This window comes from Acidimicrobiales bacterium (genome assembly GCA_016794585.1).
Lineage (GTDB): Bacteria > Actinomycetota > Acidimicrobiia > Acidimicrobiales > DATDAH01 > JAEUJM01.
Window position 1 is genome coordinate 82,923 of the sequence record JAEUJM010000013.1, and the last position, 18,753, is coordinate 101,675.

The window sequence follows — 18,753 nt, forward strand, 5'->3', positions numbered from 1 at the left end:
CCTCCAGGAAGCCCCGCCGCCGCCGATAGGGGGACGTGCCCCCGCACACGGTGATCGACGCCGTCCCCGAGGCGAAAGCCGGCCCGGCCACCACCCGTGGCGAGGCGTCGCACCCTCGGTGGTCACGGGCCTGGGCGGCACCGTTGTGGGCCCACGCCGCCGCCCTCGGACTGGTGCTCCTTGCGCTCCTGCCCCTCATCAGCGGCCGGGGTCTCTTCTCGGCCGACGAGGGGGCGCTCGTCGCCCAGGCCCGCCAACTGCACGACGAAGGCACCTGGGTCGTGCCGCACCCGTTCCCCGAGGTCGACCCGACGGGTGCGGCCTTCCCCTACGACCTCTCGCAGCCCACCGAGGACGGGGGCGCGCCGTTCGTGAAGCACATCGTCTACCCGCTGCTGGCCACGCCGCTGTTCGGACTGGGTGGCGTCGAGGCCCTGCGCGTCCTCTCGATCCTGGGCGCGGTGGCGGCGGCGCTCGCCGGCGCCGGGGTCGCGGGGTTCGTGCGGCCGGGGCTCGGCCGGGTCACGCTCTGGGTGGTGGGCCTCGGGAGCCCGTTGCTCTTCGACAGCTACCTGCTCATCGCCCACACGTTGGGCGCCGCGGCGGTGACGGCGGCGCTGCTCGTCGGGCTCCGGGCCGTGGGCGACCGGCGTGCCCGCTGGGCGCTGCTGGTCCCGGTGCTCGTGCTCCTGGCCGGCCTCCTGCGCAACGAGGCGATCCTCTACGGCCTGGCGCTGGCGGCCGCCTTCGGGGTGCACGCCCTGCGCCGGCGAGAACGCTCCGCGCTCCTCGTCGCCGCCGGTGCCGGTGCCGGTGCAGTCGCGGCCAAGGTCGCCGACGGCCTCCTCACCCAGGCCGTCGTGTCGGCCGCCCGGCCCATCGGGGTCCCCGCCGGCACCTCGGATGGCGTGGTGGGCCTCATCGGTGGCCGGGTGGAGGCCCTCCTGACCACCGTCCTGGCCCCGAGCTACGGCGGTCGCCCCCTGGGCGCCCTGCTGGTGCTCCTCGTCGGAGGTCTGCTCGTGGGGGCGGCGCTGGCCGCCCGACGCCCGATCGTCGACGTCGGACTGGTCACCGTGCTCGTCGGCGCGGCGGCCCTGTGCGCGGCGCTCCGCCTCCTCATCGCACCCATCGGGCTGATCCCCGGCCTGCTCGCCGCGTTTCCGCTGCTCCTCGTCGGCCTCTGTCTGCTCCACCGGGAGCAGCTCCGCGGGGCCGCTGCGCTGGTCGCGGGCACCGGGGGCACCTTCGTGGTGGCGGTGTTGGCCACCCAGTACACCACCGGCGGCTCGGGCGAGTGGGGCGGGCGGTACTTCGCGGTCGCCCTGCCGACCCTCGTGCCGCTGGCCCTCGCCGGGCTCGCCGCGTCCATTCCGCGTTTCCCGCGGGAGGCGGTCACACGACTCGCCGTCGCGCTGCTCGTGGTCACGGCCTGCCTTGCAGCATCGGGCGTCGCTTCGCTGCGAGCCGTCGTCGACGGGACCGACGCCATCGTGGCCCAGGTCGCATCGGTGGCCGAGAGCACCGAGGCGGGGGACGGGGGTCCGCCCGTGGTCCTCACCACGGGGAACGCCCTCGCCCGTCTGAGCTGGGAGCACGTTCCGGAGGGCCGGTGGCTCCTGGTGGACGAGGCCGCGGTGGGGGAGTACGCCGCTCGCCTGCGGGACGGGGGAGTCGATCGCCTCGTGTTCGTCGGTGACGACCCCGAGGGCACCGAAGCGGCGGTCGAGGGCTCCTACCGGGTGGTGTCGACCGCCGATGCGGTGGACGGTGCGCGCTGGCGTGTCCAGGTGCTGGCGGCCTCGTGAGCGTCACCGGTCTCGTACCCGACTCCGTCGTGGCTGAAGAAGCGGCGGAGGAGGAGGTGGCCCCGTCGACGTGGGCCGCGCGTGCGGACCGGATCGCGTCCTGGCGTCCCCGGTCGTCGCGTCGCCTCGTCGTCGCGCTGATCGTGGCCTTCGCCCTGTCCCGCCTGCTCGCCGGCGCGGTGGCCGACCACCCGATGGCCTACGGCGACCCCCAGGTCGACCCGGGCAACGACGTGAACACGTTCGCCGACGTGGCCCGACGGGCACTGGACGAGGGCGAGCGGCCGTACCGCGACCAGGGCATCTCGTACCCGCCGGGAGCGCTGGTCGTCATCGACTCGCCCCACGTCCTCGCCCCCGCCCTCGGGATCACCTACCGGACGGCCTTCATCGGGGTGATGGTGCTGGTCGACGCCCTCGGCGCCCTTCTCCTGGCTCTGCTGGCCCGCCGCACCGGCCACTGGCACGGACTGATCGCTTGGGTCCTGGTCGTGCCTCTCCTCGGACCCGTCGTGTACACCCGCTTCGACCTGCTCCCGGCGGTGCTCACCATCGCCGCCCTCGAACGGGCCGCCGCCGGGCGTTGGCGCGCCGCAGGTGCGTTCCTCGGCGCCAGTGTCTTCACCAAGGTCTACGCCGTGTTCCTCCTGCCCCACGCCTGGGTGGTCAGCCCCCGTCGGCGCCAGGTCGTCGTCGGCGCCGTGCTCGGCGCCGCGATCACCATGGTCGCCTTCGTGCCCGAGTTCGGTGACCTGGTCGCTTCGCTCATCTCGGACCAGGGCCAGCGCGGCCTGCACTGGGAGAGCACGTGGGGGTCGCTGGTGCTCACCGCGCACGCCTTCGGCTACCCGGCGACCATCGTCACCCAGTACGGCGCCGTCGACATCGCCAGCAGCGTCTCCCGCGCGTTCACCCTCACCGCCTCGTTGGTCAGCCTGGCCGTCGTCGTTCTCACCGCCCGCCGGTGCGCCTCCGAGGTCCGACGGGGGTCGGCCCCGGGGCTGGCGATGGCGATGTTCGGCACGCTGGCCCTGCTCCTCGGCCTGGGCTCGGTCTACTCGCCGCAGTACGTCGTCTGGATCCTGGCCCTGGGCGCCGCCGCCCTCGCCCTCGCCCCCCGCCGGGCGCTGCCTGCGGCGTCGGCGCTGCTCGCCGTCGTGGTGCTGTCCCACCTCGTCTACCCGGTGCTGTGGCGGGGCCTGGCCGACGGTGCGCCGCTGTCGCTCGCCGTCCTCCTCGCCCGCAACGGCCTCACCATCGCCGTCGGCGCGCTGGCCCTGCGCGAGCTCGCCCGGACCGATCCGCCGCAGACGGCACCGTCGGGTGGACCCACCCCCGGCTCTGTCGGCGCAGGGGTGCCGGCGTGACGCACACGGGCCGGCATGCCGCGCTGGTCGTCGCCGTCGGCGCGACGGGGCTCCTCCTGGTCGCCGGGAGCACCTCGACCGCGCTCAACCTCGGGCTGCTCGTGGCCGCTTACGTCGGGTTCGCCGGCGTGCTGGTGACCGAGCTGCGCGACCCCTGGTTGGAGCGACGGACGCTGTACTGGGCCGCCGGCGGCCTCCTCGCCGTCGCCGTGGTCGTGCCGCCCCTCGAGTCGCGCGATCTGTGGGCGTACGCGATGTACGGCCGCATCCTGGGCGTGCACCACGTCAGCCCCTACACGAACCTGCCCGCGGACTTCGCCGGTGACCCCCTCCTGTCGTCGATGGACACGCAGTGGCAGCACACCCCGTCGGTCTACGGCCCGTGGTTCGCCTCGCTGTCGGCCATCGGCGGCGCACTCGTGGGGGAGTCACTGCTCGGCGCCCGGCTGTTCTTCCAGGGTCTGGCCGCGGCCGCGGTCGCCGGCGTGCTGGTGCTGCTCCACCGCCGAAAGGTGGCCGTCGCCGGCCTGGTCTGCGTGGCCCTCAACCCGCTGATCATCGTCAGCGTCGTCAACAGCGGCCACAACGACGCTCTCGTCGGACTGGCCCTGCTGGCCGGCGTCCTGCTGGCCATCGACCGACGCCCGGCGTGGGCCGGGGTGGCCTTCGCCGCCGCCGTGCTGGTCAAGCTCGCCGTCGTCCTCGCGGTGGTCGCCGCCGTGGTGTGGCTCTGGCGTCGCCAGGGGCTGCGCTCGATGCTGGCCGCATCGTGGGTGTTCGCCCTCCTCGTCCTGGGGTCGCTGGCGGCCTTCGGCGGGGGAGAGGCCATCGCCCCACTCCAACGGGCCCAGCTCAACCAGACCGCGTCGTCGATCTGGCACGCGCCCCGTGATGCGCTCATCGACCACCGGGTGGACGACGGTGTGGCGCCTGAGGAGGCCGAGCGCGACGCCCGGGAGCTGATCTCCAAGCTGGCCCAGGCGGCCGTGGCGGTGGGTTGCGTCGTCGTCGTGCTCCGGCGCTGGCGCGACCCCGAGTTGGCGACCTTGGTGGGCGCGGTCTTGCTCACCTATGCGGTGGTGGGCGCCAACTTCCTCCCGTGGTACTGGGCCTGGGGACTGCCGGTGCTGGCGTTGGTGGCCCGCTCACGGCTGACGTGGGTCGCGCTCGCCCAAGGCGCCCTCATCGAGATCGCGATGTTCCCCGTGGCGGTCGGGGCCGGCGGCCCATCGGCCCTCGAGCACCTCCAGGCGTGGGGGCGCGACGTCGCCCTTCCCGTGCTCGAGATGCTCGTGCTCGTCGCGCTCCTGGTGCGCCGAGGACCTCCACCGCAACGCACGGTGGACGACACCCTGGCCGCGACGGCTCCGACCGACCAGCCCTCCGCTCCTCGATCCGAGGTCGCCACGGCCTGACCTCCCCGCCGTCCGGACCCCGGGGGCGGGGACCTCGGGAACGGGCACTGCGGCCCACCCGGATCCACCCGAAAGAACCGGCTGGTCAAACACACGTTCGACCCGGTTCCGCCGGTAGGGTGGGCGCCGGTGGCCGACACGCTGGTGATCCGAGGCGCGCGGGAGCACAACCTGCGCAACATCTCGCTGGACCTCCCGCGGGACAAGATCATCGTGTTCACCGGCCTGTCGGGCTCGGGCAAGTCGTCGCTCGCCTTCGACACCATCTACGCCGAGGGCCAGCGTCGCTACGTCGAGTCGCTCTCGTCCTACGCCCGCCAGTTCCTCGGGCAGATGGACAAGCCCGACGTCGACTTCATCGAGGGCCTGTCGCCGGCCATCTCGATCGACCAGAAGAGCGCCTCGCGCAACCCCCGGTCGACGGTCGGCACGGTCACCGAGGTCTACGACTACCTGCGTCTGCTCTACGCCCGCATCGGTGTGCCCCACTGCCCGAACGACGGCACGGTCATCACCCGCCAGACGCCTCAGCAGATCGTCGACCGCATCCTCGAGCTGCCCGAAGGCACCCGCTTCCAGGTGCTGGCGCCCGTGGTCCGGGGCCGCAAGGGCAACTACACGACCCTGCTGGCCGACCTCGCCACCCAGGGGTACGCCCGGGCCCGCATCGACGGCGAGATCCAGGAGCTCACCGAGGCCATCGAGCTGGCCCGGTACGAGACCCACACCATCGAGGTCATCATCGACCGCCTCGTGAAGCGCGAGGGCATCGAGCGCCGCCTGACCGACTCCCTCGAGACCGCGCTGCGCCTCGCCGAGGGCGTGGCCGAGGTGCAGGTCGTGCCCAAAGAGGGCCAGGGAAGCGAGGAGACGCTGACCTTCAGCCAGCACCTGGCCTGCCCGACGTGCGGGGCCTCCTACGACGAGCTGGCGCCCCGCAACTTCTCGTTCAACTCGCCGTACGGGGCGTGCCCCCGCTGTGACGGACTGGGCACCCGCTTCGAGGTCGACCCCGAGCTGGTGGTGCCCAACCCGGCCCTCAGCGTCGACGAAGGGGCGCTCGCGCCCTGGGCGCGCGGCCACAACCAGTACTTCAAGCGCCTGGTCGAGTCGGTCGCCGCCGAGCACGCCATCCCCACCGACGTGCCCTTCGCCGACCTCAACGACGCCCAGCGCCAGCTGCTGCTCTTCGGTGCCGGCGCCGACCGGGTGCACGTCAAGTACAAGAACCGCTACGGCCGCACCCGCTCGTACCACGCCCAGTACGAGGGGGTGGTGCCGTACCTCCAGCGCCGCCACGCCGACGCCGAGTCCGACACCCAGCGCGAGCAGATCGAGGGCTACATGCGCGAGGTGCCCTGCCACGACTGTGCCGGTGCCCGCCTCCAGCCGCTGTCGCTCGGGGTGACCATCGACGGCCTGAACATCCACGACCTCTGCTCGATGTCCATCAGCGACTCGGCCAAGGCCCTGGCCGAGCTCCAGCTCTCCGAGCGGGACCGCATGATCGCCGAGCGCGTCGTCAAGGAGGTCAACGCCCGCATGGGCTTCCTCCTCGACGTGGGCCTCGACTACCTCAGCCTGCACCGCTCGTCGGCCACGCTCGCCGGCGGCGAGGCCCAGCGCATCCGGCTCGCTTCCCAGATCGGCAGCGGCCTCGTGGGCGTCCTCTACGTCCTCGACGAGCCCTCCATCGGGCTGCACCAGCGGGACAACCGCCGGCTCATCGACACCCTCGTGCGCCTCCGCGAGCTGGGCAACACCGTCCTCGTGGTCGAGCACGACGAGGACACCATCCGGGTGGCCGACCACGTGGTCGACATCGGGCCGGGGGCCGGCGAGCACGGGGGCGACGTCGTGTTTTCGGGGCCCGTCGCCAAGCTCCTGAAGACGAAGGGCTCGATCACGGGCCAGTACCTGTCCGGCAAGAAGACCATCCCCGTGCCCGCCACCCGCCGCCCGCCCGGCGAGCGCTGGCTGGGCGTCCGCGGCGCCCGCGAGAACAACCTCCGGGACATCGACGTCGACTTCCCCCTCGGCTGCTTCGTGGCCGTCACCGGCGTTTCGGGCTCGGGCAAGTCCACCCTCGTCAACGAGATCCTGTACCGCTCGTTGATGCAGACCATCTACACCTCCAAGACCCCGCCCGGCCGCCACACGTCGGTCGAGGGCATCGACCTGCTCGACAAGGTCATCAACATCGACCAGTCGCCCATCGGGCGCACCCCCCGCTCCAACCCCGCCACCTACACGGGCGTGTTCGACCACATCCGCAAGCTGTTCGCCCAGACCCATGAGGCCAAGGTCCGGGGCTACCTGCCCGGTCGCTTCTCGTTCAACGTGAAGGGCGGCCGCTGCGAGGCCTGCGCGGGCGACGGCACCATCAAGATCGAGATGCACTTCCTGCCCGACGTGTACGTGCCCTGCGAGGTGTGCAAGGGGGCCCGCTACAACCGGGACACGCTCGACATCGCCTTCAAGGACAAGAACATCGCCGAGGTGCTCGACCTGTCCTGCGAGGAGGCGCTCGAGTTCTTCGCCAACCAGCCGCCCATCGCCCGCCACATGCAGACGCTGGTGGACGTAGGCCTCGGCTACGTTCGCCTCGGTCAGCCCGCCCCCACGCTCTCGGGCGGCGAGGCGCAGCGGGTGAAGCTGGCCAGCGAGCTGGCCAAGCGCTCCACCGGCCACACCATCTACATCCTCGACGAGCCCACGACGGGCCTGCACTTCGAGGACATCCGCAAGCTCCTGACGGTGCTGTCGCGCCTGGTCGACCAGGGCAACACCGTCCTGGTCATCGAGCACAACCTGGACGTCATCAAGACCGCCGACTGGATCATCGACCTCGGCCCCGAGGGGGGCAAGGGCGGAGGCACGGTGGTGGTGGAGGGCACGCCGGAGCTCGTGGCCAAGACGCCCGAGAGCTACACCGGCCAGTTCCTGGCCCCGCTGCTGTCGAACGACTGACCGCCCCCCGCCCGGACGGCCTCAGCGACGCCCGTTCGCGGCCGATGGGAGAGGGTGGGAGCAAGCCAGCGGACGTCCAGGGCCTTGCTCGTCGCGGGCACGGTCGCGGCCGTCTTCGGCTTCAGCAAGCTCCACGCGAGCCGCATCGCCGACCCGCCCTACGACTTCACCAGCTCGTTCCGCTTCGGTTGGGCCATCGCCTACCTCGTCCTGCTGGTGGTGGGGGCGTACGCGGTGGGGCTCCCGGACCTGCCTCGCACCCGACGGTCGGGGATCGCGTCCGCCATCGCGGCGACCTTCGGCGCCGCCGCCGCCATCTCGCTCGTCCAACTGGTCGCCGGCGACGCGCTGCTGCCCCGGTTCGTCGTGTTCGCCTCGGTGCTGGTGCTCGTCCCGTGGTACCTGATCTGCGTCGGCCTGTCCGACGGCTCACGCGACCGGTCCCTCCACCAGGACCGTGTGGTCGTCGTGGGCGACCTGGCGGAGATCGCCGCCCTGCGCGACGAGATGGACCGTTTCGCGGAGGTGCCCGCCGAGATCGTCGCGGTGCTGTCACCCGACGAGGCCAAGGTGACGGGGCTCCACGGGCGCCCGCTGTTCGACCTGGTGGGCGCCGAGGAGGCCACGGTGGTGGTGCTGGACCGCGCCGCCCAGGTCGAGCCCAGCATCGTCAGCCAGGCCGCTGTGCTGCACGAGTCGGGGACCCGCCTCCGCACGCTCTCGCTGTTCTACGAGGAGTGGCTCGGGAAGCTGCCCGTGTCCGAGCTCGAGCGTGTGTCGCTGATGTTCGACATCGGGGAGGTGCACCGGGCCCGGTACGGCCGGGTGAAGCGCCTCATCGACGTCACGCTCGCGGCCATCGGCCTGATGGTGCTCGCACTGGCGGTACCGGTCGTCGCCCTCGCCAACCTCGTGGCCAATCGAGGGCCGCTGTTCTACCGCCAGCCGCGCGTCGGCAAGGCGGGCGTCGAGTTCGAGATCCTGAAGTTCCGCACGATGCGGGCCCCGACGAACGGTCCCGCGGTCACGGAGTGGACCACCGAGGACGATCCCCGCATCACGCCCTTCGGGAGCATCCTGAGGCGCAGCCACCTCGATGAGCTGCCCCAGGTCGTGAACATCCTGCGGGGCGACCTGGCCGTCGTCGGGCCCCGGCCCGAGCAACCGGCCTACGTCGAGGAACTGACCGAGAAGCTTCCCTTCTACTCGTTGCGCCACCTGGTCCGACCGGGGCTCACCGGCTGGGCCCAGGTGAAGTACGGCTACGCCGGCGACGAGCGCGACGCCCTCGAGAAGCTCCAGTACGAGTTCTTCTACCTCCGCCGCCAAGGGGTCGGGCTCGATCTGCGCATCGTCGGACGCACGTTGCGCTCCGTCACGGGACGCCAGGGCCGATGATCACGGTCGAGCGCGACCTGTCGCCCACGGGAGCGGCACTCGGGGCGCCCCAGAGTGAGCCGACCGCGACGCCCGACCTCCCCCTCGTCTCGGTCGTCATCCCGATGCTCGACGAGATCCACCACATCGGACCCTGTGTGCAGGGCTTCCTGGACCAGAGCTACCCGGCGGAGCTGATCGAGGTGCTGGTGGTGGACGGCGGCTCGACCGACGGCAGCCGGGAGGTGGTCGAGGCTCTCGCCGCCGACTGCCCCCGCATCCGCCTGCTGGACAACCCGAGAAGGCTGGCGGCCGCCGCCGCCAACATCGGCTTGGCCGGCTCTCGGGGGGACGTCCTGTGCTACCTCTCCGCCCACGGTGTGCCTGCGGTGGACTATGTGGCCAACTCGGTCCGCCTCCTCGAGGAGACCGGGGCGGTCGGTGTGGGCGGGCGCTACGAGCACGAGGGGACGGACCGTCGGTCGCGGGCCATCGGCTGGGCGATGGCGTCGCCCTTCGGCATGGCCTCGCCCCATCGGTCCTCGGACAGCCGGGTCGAGGTCGACACCATCAGCCACCCGACGTTCCGGAAGGCGCCGATGGTCGCCGCCGGGGGCTACGACGAGACCCTGCTGCGCAACGAGGACTACGAGTTCAACTACCGGCTCCGTCAGAACGGCGGCCGTCTCGTGTTCTGTCCGGAGATCTCGTCGGTGTACCGGCCGCGTGGCTCCCTGCGGGCCCTCGGGCGCCAGTTCTTCGCCTACGGCCGGTGGAAGGCCACGGTTATGCGCCGCCACCCCCGCTCGATCCGGGCCCGCCACCTGGTCCCGCCGGTGGCCGTGGCGGGGGGCATCGTGCTCGCCGCCGCCAGCGTGGCCGGCCACGGCCGCCGTCTGGCCGCGGGCTCGGCGCTGGCGTACCTCGGCGTCGTCGTCACCGCCGTGGTGCGTACCCGTCCGGGACGACGGGACGGGTCGCCCCTCGTGTTCGCCGCCGCGCTCCCGACCATGCACGCCAGCTGGGGTGCGGGCGTCCTGACCGGCCTCGTGCGGGACCTGGTGTCCGGCCGAGGGCGACGGAGGGATTCGGCGGCCCCATGACGGCCCTCGACGGGCGTCGCGGGCGCGTGTCCTCCTGGGAGCACGGTGTGGTGGCCAAGTTGAGCGGCCTGGCCGGCGCCCGGGTCGTGGCACAGCTCCTGGGCCTCGCCTGGTTCCTCCTCGCCGCTCGCGTCTTCGACGCCGTCGAGTTCGGCGTGTTGAGCACCGCCCTCGTGCTGGTCGTCGTCATCGGGGGTCTGAGCGACCTCGGCACGACCCGCACGGTCGTCCGCCACGCCGCCGCCGATCGGGCCGCGCTCCGGAGCAGTTTCGTCCGGGCCGCCGCGCTGCGGGGCGGCGCCGGTCTGCTACTCGCCCTCACGGTCATCGTGGCGGCGCCCCGCGTGCAGGACACGGTCTCGGTGCAGCTCGTCGCCATGGCGGGCCTGATCGCCGTGGCGAGCGGGATCACCGAGATCGGCTTCGCCGCCCTCCGCTCGGTGGGCTCGGTCACGACCGAGGCGCGTCTGCTCGTCGGCGAGCGGGCCCTGTTCGTGGCGGCCGGCACCGCGATCGTGCTCGTGGGCGGCGGACCGCTGGCCGTGCTCGCGGTCTACGCCGCCACGAACCTCGCCAGCGCCGCCGTCGCGTCCTTGCGCACCCTCACGTTTCCCGGCGGCGCCGGGAGCCCCTCGGGGCCGATGCTCGACGCCGAGGGACGCCACACGGCCGTGGGCTCCACCCTCGTCATCGTGGGCCCGCGCGTCAGCGCCCTCCTTCTCGTGGTGCTGTCCACCTCCACGGTGGTCGGGACCTTCTCGATCGCCCAGAAGGTCCCCGAGGCGCTCGGCATCCTCGGCGCCGCGGTCCTCCTGCCCCTGCTCCCCATGGTGCGCTCGCAGCTCCTCGACGGTCGGGGGGAGCGCGCCGTCGACGATGCCGGCCGGATCACCGCCACCGTCCTCATGGTGATGGTGCCCGCCGCGGTGCTGCTGTCGGTGGACGGGCGTCGAGTCCTCGACCTGCTCTTCGGCGCCGGGGACCGGGCGGGGTCGGTGGCCACCCTCGCCCTCCTTTCGGCCGTGTCGGTGCTGTGGGTCGTGCGCACCTACGGCGAGGTGCTGCTGCTCGCCCAGGAACGGGCCGCCCGCTACCTCGCCGCGGTCGCCTCAGGGCTCGTCGTGAACCTGCTCGTGGGCGTGGCTCTCGTGGGGTCGTCCGCTTCCACCGGCGCCGCCTCGGCCGCGTTGCTCGCCGAGGTCGTGGCCGTGCTGGTCACCTTCTCCGCCCTGCGCACGACGGTGGGTGCCTCCACCCGTCGCCTCGTCGTGCCGGTCCTGGCCATCGGCCTCGCCGCCGGCGCCACCGCCATGGCCGGTCGGAGCCTCCCCTTGGCCCTCAACCTGATCCTGGTCGGCGCCTGGGCGGCGGTGGGGACCGTCGTGGTCGGCCTCCCGCTGTTGGAGGGCAGGGGGCGAGTCGGGCCGACGGACGAGGGCTCAGCGGCGGCGGGCGACCACGCCGATGTTGGCGAGCAGCTCGGTGGGGACCTGGGACGAGATGGCGTTGAGGCCGTCGAGTACCTCGCGGGACCAGCCGACCATCTGTGAGTTGGCGAGCGGCTTGACGAAGTAGCCGAACGAGCCGGTCACCTCGAGCCCGGCCCCGGTGAGCTCGTCTTCGAGGCCCTCGAGGTCGTACACGCGCTGGTGGCCGACCAGGTGGTCTCGGGCGGACAGGTCATCCAGGCGCTCCTGGAGCCCCATCTGGACCCCGAGGAGGCGGTGCAGGGAGCGTGCGTTCGGGGTCACGGCCACGAGGATGCCGCCAGGGCGGACCCAGCGCTCGACGTGGCGCAGCAGCTCCCGCGGGTGGTCGACGTGCTCGAGGACGTGCAGCGCGAGGACGGCGTCGAACGGCTCGGCCGGCTCGAACTCCTCGAACATCGAGAGGTGGACGGTCAGTCCGGGATGGACCGCCATCGCGTGCTCCCGCAGCACCGCGCTGCCCTCGAGCACCTCGAGGGGGACGCCGGCGGCGAGCAACTCACCGGTGATGAGGCCCGTGCCGAAGCCCATCTCCAGCACGCGGTCGCAGCCGTCGACCGCCCGCAGGAGGTCGGGGACGCTGTGGCGCTGGGCCAGCTCCTCGATGTCGACGTCGTCCACCTCGGCGTTGAGGTAGTAGGTCGACGCGTAGTGGTCGAGGTCATCGGGCGTCAGTTGCACGGCCATGTCCGGTCACTCCTCGCCCTCGTCCGAGGCACGTTGGTCCACCTGTGGCTATCGGCCGAAACACCCGGCTCGGGAGCACCCCAACAGTAGGTTGAGGTGCCAGATGACGTACGCCGACCGGTACGACCCCGACACGGACTTCGACCACTGGTACACCGATGCCACGGCCCGAGCCATCGTCGAGCGGGTGCGTCCCGGGGCCTCGGTGCTCGAGCTCGGCTGTGCCACCGGGCGCATGTCGGCCGCGCTCTGCGCCGCCGGCGCGTCGGTCGTGGGGGTGGACCATGCCCCCGCCTACCTGGCCCGTGCCGAGCAGCGCGGGCTCGCGGACGCCCGGTTCGTGCGCTCGGACCTCCTCGAGCTCGACCTGGCGGACCGGTTCGACCACGTGGTCGCCGCCAACGTGGTTCACGAGGTTCCCGACCCGGCGGCCCTCTTCGCCGTCGCCGCCCACCACCTGGCCCCGGGGGGCGAGCTGCACGTGTCGCTGCAGAACCCGGCGTCGATCCACCGCCTGGTCGGACGCGAGATGGGGCTGATCGCCTCGCTCGACGAGGTGTCCGACCGAGGTCGGGCCTACGAAACCATCGAGGTGCTCGACGTCGAGCGCCTCACCTCCCTCGGCGCCGGCGCGGGCCTGGTGGTGGTGCACCGGGGCGGCATCATGCTCAAGCCGCTCCCCAACGACCTCATGGCCACGTTGCCCGACGCCGTCCTCGAGGGGTTCGTGGCCGCCGCCCGTCACCTGCCCGAGCACGCCTCGATGAACTACCTCGTCTTCCGACCCGCCGCGGAGGCGAGCCGTGGCTGACCTCGCCCTCGCCGAGGCGGTCCTCGACTCCGCCTCGGTGGCCGACCCGTCCGAGCCGCACCTGGTGCTCTGGAACACCGCCCGGTTCTACGACCTGCGGCCGGGCGCCCTCGACACGAGGGTACGGGTGGACCACCACGACGAGCAGGGTCGTCTCGTCGGCTCGTTCGTGGGCGGGCACGACGACGACGGGGTGGTCTCGGGCTACAGCGCGCCGTTCGGTGGCATCGACGTGGTCAAGCCGAACGAGACGGTGGCCAACGTCGAGCGCCTGGTGGCACACGCGCTGGACGCGCTCCCGCCCGACCGGGCCGTCGAGGTGCGGGCCAAGCCGCCGCACTACGGCGCCAACGAGGCCGTGCTCGAGTTCGCGCTGTTGAACCGCGGGTTCGCGGTGACGGGCTGCGAGCTCAACTTCCATCTCGACCTCGCCTCGGTCGACACGGTCGACGGGTACGTCGCCGGTCTCAAGCCCGCGGCCCGCAAGATGCTGCGCCGCTCGGAGGCGCTCGGCCTCGACGTCCACCAGGTGGCCCAGGACGACGACCCGCGTTGGGCCGAGGCCTACGAGGTCCTCCGCCGCAACCGGGTCGACCGGGGACGTCCGATGCGCCTGCCCCTGGAGTACGTGCGCGCCATCCGCGACGCCTTTCCTGGACGTGTGCGGCTGATCGTCGCCTCCTCCGACGGCGCCGTGTGCGCCGCCGCGCTCGTGTACCGGATCGCCCCGGGCCGCGACCTCGTCCAGTACTGGGGTGACGCCGGCCACGCCCTGGCGGTCTCACCCATGAACGTCCTCGTCCGCGCGGTGGTCGAGCACGCGCTCGCGGCCGGCGCCGCGACCATCGACATCGGCATCTCGAGCGAGGACGGCGTCCCCAACCACGGGCTGGTGCAGTTCAAGCGCAGCGTGGGGTGTCGCATCGAGCCTCGCCTGACCCTGGTCCGGCGGTCCGAGGGTGGGGTGCGGCCGTGAGCGCCGGCGGGTCCCCTGTCGTGGTGGTGGGCGGCAGCGTGGCGTCCCTGGTCGCCGCCGACGCCCTCGCCGCAGCCGGCCGGCGGGTCGAGCTGCACCTCCCCGAGTCGGGCGTGGGCGGGGGCTTCACGCCCATCACCGTCTCGGGGCGACGCCTCGAGCTCGGGGCCCGGCTCATCGAGCTGAGCTACGACGCGACGCCCGGGGAGTCGCCACCGCTCTCCGCCTATCGGCCCGGGCCCCACGGCCACCGTCCGTACCTCGCCCGCATCGACGCCTTCGTGCGCGACCTCGCCGGTGGCGACCTCGTCGAGCTGTCCGCCCCCCAGGCCTCGGTCGGCCGGCGCCGCATGACCGACTACGTGCTCACCGGTGACCTGTCCGGGCTCGGCGACGCCGTCGAGGAGGACCTGCGTTCGACCATGGCGGCGGAGGCGAAGGCGTGCGTCGATGCGCTCGGCCCCCGAGGGCTGTACGCGCCCGACCGTGAGCACGAGCGCTGGTCGTTGCGCTACTCCGAGGCCGGCCGCGCCCACACGGGCGCCACCTTCCACGACCTCCTCATCGCACCGGTGGCGGACAAGATCCTGCCGGGGGGTGCGGACTCGGTCGTCGCCGCGCTGCACCGCAAGATCTGGATGCCGCTGTTCCACCCGGTCACCGCCTGGCAGGCCTGCGCCGGCACGCTCACCTACCGGCCCGACCGACCGCTCTGGTCGGTCCAGAACGGCGGGATGGGCGAGATCGTCCTGCGCCTCGTGACCCGGGTCGAGGCGGCACCCGGCATCGCCATCCACCGGTCGGGCGCGCTCACCCGGATCTCCGACGCCGGCGCCCGGGAGGTCCACCTGGACTTCGCCGACGGGGGCACCCGCACCGCCGAGCGTCCCGTCGTGGGGGTGGGCGCCGGCGAGCTGTTCCGCGCTGCGGGCGTCGATCTGCCCGCCGAGCGGGTCCCCGCCACCATGGTGTGGGTCGACGTCCCCGACGACGACGTCGTGGACCTGCCGAGCGTCCTGTGCTCGGCCGAGCCGGACATCGGCCTCTACCGGGTGACCGAGAGCCTGGTCGACCGTCGGACCGGTCACCGCACCCTGTGCTGCGAGGTGGACCACCGCCGAGCCTCGGCGGAGGAGTGGCTGCCCCTCACGGTCGGCGCGCTCACCGACCTCGGTGTCATCCGGCCCGGCGCCGCCGTGCAGCAGGTGGCGGCGGCGTCGCAACCGGCCTTCGTGGCCCCGTCCCACGAGAACCGCGCCGCCTTCGGTGCCGCCCGCGCCGCCTACGACGCGCTGGGGCTCAGCGCCTCGGTCGTGGCGGGCGCCACGTCGTTCGGGGTGGACACCTTCAACGAGCAGGTCGTCCAGGGTCTCGCCGCCGCAGAGGCGCTCAGCGCTCCAGCGCGCTGAGCAATGCCGCGACCACGCGGTCCTGCTGTTGCGGGGTGATGCCGGGATACAGCGGCAGCGAGAGGATCTCGGCCGCCGCCTCCTCGGCATGGGGGAAGTCGCCCGGGCGATGGCCGAGCGACGCGAAGGCGGGCTGGAGGTGGATCGGTACCGGGTAGTGGATCCCGGCCCCGATCCCGGATCGATGCAGCGCGTTCAGGACCTCGTCACGGCGGGGCACGCGCACCACGAACAGATGCCAGACATGGCCGTTGTCGGGGGCCGTACGGGGCAGGCCGATCCCGGTGCCGGCCAGCGCGTCCTGGTAGCGCTGGGCCGCCTCTGCCCGCTCGGCGTTCCACGCGTCGAGACGGCGGAGCTTGGCCCGCAGCACCACCGCTTGCACGGTGTCGAGGCGTGAGTTGGTGCCGACGACCTCGTGGACGTAGCGGGTGCGGCTGCCGTGGTCTCCGAGGAGCCGGACCTGGTCGGCGAGATCGGACCGATCGGTCACCACCGCACCGCCGTCCCCGTAGGCGCCGAGGTTCTTCCCGGGATAGAAGCTCGTGGCGGCGATCGCGGCCACGCCGCCGATGCCACGGCCACGGTGGGTCGCGCCCTGGCTCTGCGCGGCGTCCTCCACCAGGACCGCGCCGGTGCCGGCGAGCGCCGCGGCCAGCTCGTCGAGCGGCGCGCACTGGCCGAAGAGGTCGACGGCGATGACCGCGCGGGCCCGGTGGGCACCCGCCGCGGTCACGGCCCGGTCGACGTCGATCAACTGGTGGTCGGGCTCGCAGTCGACGAGGACGGGGGTGGCGCCGGCCCGCACCACCGCTTCGGCGGAGGCGATGAAGGTGTTGACCGGCACGACGACGCGGTCGCCCGTCCCCACCCCGACCGAGCGCAACGCGAGCTCGAGGGCGTCCGTGCCGTTCGCGACACCGACGCAGTGGTCGGTGCCGACGTAGGCGGCGAACTCGCGCTCGAAGGCCTCGACCGCCGGTCCCTTGACGAACGCGGTGGTCTCGAGGACCGCGTCGAGCTCGGGGCGGATCTCGTCGGCGATGCGCCGGTGCTGGATCCCGAGGTCGACCAGCGGGATGGGCGGCTCCGTCATCGGGTGGTGGTCACGGGGACCAGGGCACCCCGGGCGGCACGACTGGCGTCGACCGCTTCGAGGATCTCGAGGACGCGCACCCCCGACCAGCTGTCGGTGAGCGGGCGCTCGCCCGACCGGACACACCTCGTGAAGTCCCGAACGAGCGCCTGGAGCGCCTCGGTCTCGTTGAGCGCGGGGGCGAGCATGTCGCCGGTGCGGTACTGGACCATCATCTCCCGCTGCTCCTCGGTGTCGACCAGGGCGACATCGACGCTGCGCTCGTAGGTGGCGATGCGCTGGGCCGGGTTGGTGTCGTTCCACACGAGGTGGCGCTCGGAGCCACCGAAGACGACGTTGCGGATCTTCACCGGGCTCAGCCACGAGACGTGGACGTGGGCGATGGCCTCGTCCGGGAGCAGGAGGGTGGCGTAGCCCACACACGCCCGGCCGGCGCCGATGGGGTCCACGCCCAGCGCGGAGACGGCGACAGGATCGCAGCCAGGGGGGAGCACGGAGTCGAGGATGGAGAGGTCGTGGGGGAGCAGGTCCCAGAACACGTCGATGTCGCGCTGGACGATGCCGAGGTTCATGCGCACGGAGTCGACGTACTGGATGCGGCCGAGGTTGCCGTCGGCGATCTCGCTGCGGATGCGCCGCACCGCCGGCGTGTAGCAGAAGGTGTGGTCACACATCGCGACGACGCCGGCCGCGTCGGCCGCCCGGGCGATGGTGCGGGCATCCTCGGCCGAGAGCGCCAGGGGCTTCTCGACGAGGACGTGCTTGCCCGCCTCGATGGCCGCGAGCGCGATCGGCAGGTGGGTGGCCGCCGGGGTGGCGATGGCCACGGCCTCGATGCGCTCGTCGGCGAGCACGTCGTCGAGGCGGTCCGTGACGCCGATCGACGAGTGGCGCCCGACGACCTTGGCGGCCCGGTCCCGATCGAGGTCGCAGACCGTCCACAACCAGGCGGAGGGGCAGACGAGGAAGTTCCGGACCAGGTTGGGACCCCAGTAGCCGGCCCCGATGACCGCGACCCCGACCTCATCGTCCTGCGGCGCAGGTGCGGCGTAGGACGTCACGTCGAGCGATCCTAGGCGTGCCGTCCACCCGGATCGGGGTTACCTGGGCCCGGGCGCACCCACGTAGCTCGAGCGCTGCGGGCCGGCGGCGACCTCTCGGAGCTGGTCGGCGAGTCGGAGTGCAGCGAGTGACTCCGCGAGGGGCACCGGCGGCTGCTCGTCCCCCCGGATCCACGCCACGAAGCAGGCCGTCTGGCGTTCGTGGGCCGAGGCGAGGGAGTCGATGGCGGGCTCGACCTCGGTGTCGCCGGCCTGCTCGACCTCGATGATCTCGCGGGACCAGTCGAGGCGCAGGGTGGCGTCGGTGCCGACGATCTCGAGACCCCGCCGGTAGCGGCGGCTCAGGTAGTCGTACGAGAGCGTCGCGAGGGCGCCGGCGGGTTGGCGCAGGAGCGCGGCGACCGTGTCCTCGACATCGACGTCGAGGTCACCGAGGCGGACGGCCTGCGCCGCCACGATCTCGAGGTCGGTGCCCAGCAGCCACGTGACGAGGTCGAGGTCGTGGATGGCGTCGAGGAGCGCTCCGCCTCCGAGGGCCGCACGCGCCGAGCTGGTCGCCCGGTAGTCGATGGTCGGCCGGCGATCGGGGAGGTAGCTCCCGTACCAGGACCGCACGGCGGTGATCCGGCCGGCCCGGCCGCTCCGGGCCATATCGAGGAGGCGCACGACGGGGGAGTGGAAGCGCAGGTGGTGGTCCACCATCACCCGATCATCGGCCAGCAGGAGCGACTCGGTGCCCGCGACGCTCGTGCTCACCGGGTTCTCGACGAACACCTTGGCCCCGGTCTCGAGGGCGGCGAGCACCTGGCTGAGATGGGCGCTGGGCGGCGTGGCGATGACGACCCCGTCGAACCCGTCGAGATGGGCGCTGTCGAAGGGCACGCGCTCGGCGACGCTGGTGGCGCGGGTGCGGTCGGCGCACGGGTCGGCGACGGACACCTTGGCGCCGGCCGAGTCGAGGTTGCGGGCGTGGCGGTTGCCGGCGGAGCCCGCTCCGAGGACGAGCACGGACGGCTGGCGGCGCCTCACGCGGCCCAAGCGCCTGATCCCGTCGTCCGGTCGTGCCGTGCACGAGCGGTGTCGACCGCGGCTCCCTGGCCGACCGTTCCCATGCACTCACAATCGGCACCCCCCGGGGGGACTAAACCCGAACCCGGGCGCGAATTGCGCGGTCGGTGCCCCGACG

General features: G+C 72.8%; 14 protein-coding genes. 10 read left to right on the forward strand and 4 right to left on the reverse strand.

Annotation, left to right across the window (positions count from 1 at the left end; all coding sequences use genetic code 11):
* Positions 1–35 precede the first annotated feature (35 nt).
* The 7 genes from JNK12_06010 (at position 36) to JNK12_06040 (ending at position 11,590) form a co-directional block, all read left to right on the forward strand.
* Positions 36–1,808 carry a hypothetical protein gene (locus JNK12_06010; GenBank protein ID MBL8775462.1) on the forward strand — a complete coding sequence of 591 codons (1,773 nt, stop codon included), beginning with the start codon at positions 36–38 and terminating at the stop codon, positions 1,806–1,808.
* Positions 1,809–1,837: 29 nt separating this feature from the next.
* Entirely contained in the window at positions 1,838–3,175 is a 1,338-nt protein-coding gene (locus JNK12_06015; protein MBL8775463.1) for a DUF2029 domain-containing protein, read from the forward strand.
* Positions 3,172–4,590, forward strand: coding sequence for a DUF2029 domain-containing protein (locus tag JNK12_06020; protein ID MBL8775464.1), 1,419 nt, complete (start codon positions 3,172–3,174; stop codon positions 4,588–4,590). Before JNK12_06015 ends, JNK12_06020 begins: the two co-directional genes overlap by 4 nt.
* A 129-nt stretch (positions 4,591–4,719) precedes the next feature.
* The gene (gene uvrA / locus JNK12_06025; GenBank protein ID MBL8775465.1) at positions 4,720–7,560 is read left to right on the forward strand and encodes an excinuclease ABC subunit UvrA; all 2,841 of its coding nucleotides are present in this window, start codon (positions 4,720–4,722) and stop codon (positions 7,558–7,560) included.
* A gap of 84 nt (positions 7,561–7,644) precedes the next feature.
* Positions 7,645–8,958 (forward strand): sugar transferase, encoded by a 1,314-nt coding sequence (locus JNK12_06030; GenBank protein ID MBL8775466.1) that lies wholly within the window; start codon positions 7,645–7,647, stop codon positions 8,956–8,958.
* On the forward strand, positions 8,955–10,040 hold the full coding sequence (locus JNK12_06035; protein ID MBL8775467.1) for a glycosyltransferase family 2 protein: 1,086 nt from the start codon (positions 8,955–8,957) through the stop codon (positions 10,038–10,040). The genes JNK12_06030 and JNK12_06035 overlap by 4 nt, the downstream gene beginning before the upstream one ends.
* A gap of 50 nt (positions 10,041–10,090) precedes the next feature.
* Complete coding sequence (locus JNK12_06040) at positions 10,091–11,590, forward strand: lipopolysaccharide biosynthesis protein (GenBank protein MBL8775468.1); 1,500 nt, start codon at positions 10,091–10,093, stop codon at positions 11,588–11,590.
* On the opposite strand, the gene JNK12_06045 is transcribed toward JNK12_06040, so the two are convergent.
* Positions 11,480–12,214 (reverse strand): class I SAM-dependent methyltransferase, encoded by a 735-nt coding sequence (locus tag JNK12_06045; GenBank protein MBL8775469.1) that lies wholly within the window; start codon positions 12,212–12,214, stop codon positions 11,480–11,482. The two genes, JNK12_06040 and JNK12_06045, sit on opposite strands and share 111 nt — an antisense overlap.
* Before the next feature lie 103 nt (positions 12,215–12,317).
* Here JNK12_06045 and JNK12_06050 point away from each other — a divergent pair, with 103 nt between their 5' ends.
* Genes JNK12_06050 through JNK12_06060 form a run of 3 tightly spaced genes read left to right on the forward strand, consistent with a single transcriptional unit; the run spans position 12,318 to position 15,410 of the window.
* The gene (locus tag JNK12_06050; protein MBL8775470.1) at positions 12,318–13,025 is read left to right on the forward strand and encodes a class I SAM-dependent methyltransferase; all 708 of its coding nucleotides are present in this window, start codon (positions 12,318–12,320) and stop codon (positions 13,023–13,025) included.
* A complete protein-coding gene (locus tag JNK12_06055) occupies positions 13,018–14,001 on the forward strand; it encodes a GNAT family N-acetyltransferase (GenBank protein MBL8775471.1) in 984 nt (327 codons plus the stop codon). Before JNK12_06050 ends, JNK12_06055 begins: the two co-directional genes overlap by 8 nt.
* A complete protein-coding gene (locus tag JNK12_06060) occupies positions 13,998–15,410 on the forward strand; it encodes an NAD(P)-binding protein (protein ID MBL8775472.1) in 1,413 nt (470 codons plus the stop codon). The genes JNK12_06055 and JNK12_06060 overlap by 4 nt, the downstream gene beginning before the upstream one ends.
* Here the strand turns inward: JNK12_06060 and JNK12_06065 are convergent.
* From JNK12_06065 to JNK12_06075, 3 genes are read right to left on the reverse strand one after another with little or no spacing between them, the layout of a single operon-like run.
* A complete protein-coding gene (locus JNK12_06065) occupies positions 15,391–16,506 on the reverse strand; it encodes a DegT/DnrJ/EryC1/StrS family aminotransferase (protein ID MBL8775473.1) in 1,116 nt (371 codons plus the stop codon). The two genes, JNK12_06060 and JNK12_06065, sit on opposite strands and share 20 nt — an antisense overlap.
* Positions 16,503–17,567: a Gfo/Idh/MocA family oxidoreductase gene (locus JNK12_06070; GenBank protein ID MBL8775474.1), complete on the reverse strand. Its 1,065-nt coding sequence runs from the start codon at positions 17,565–17,567 to the stop codon at positions 16,503–16,505. Before JNK12_06070 ends, JNK12_06065 begins: the two co-directional genes overlap by 4 nt.
* A gap of 39 nt (positions 17,568–17,606) precedes the next feature.
* Positions 17,607–18,596 (reverse strand): Gfo/Idh/MocA family oxidoreductase, encoded by a 990-nt coding sequence (locus tag JNK12_06075; protein ID MBL8775475.1) that lies wholly within the window; start codon positions 18,594–18,596, stop codon positions 17,607–17,609.
* Positions 18,597–18,753: the final 157 nt, after the last annotated feature.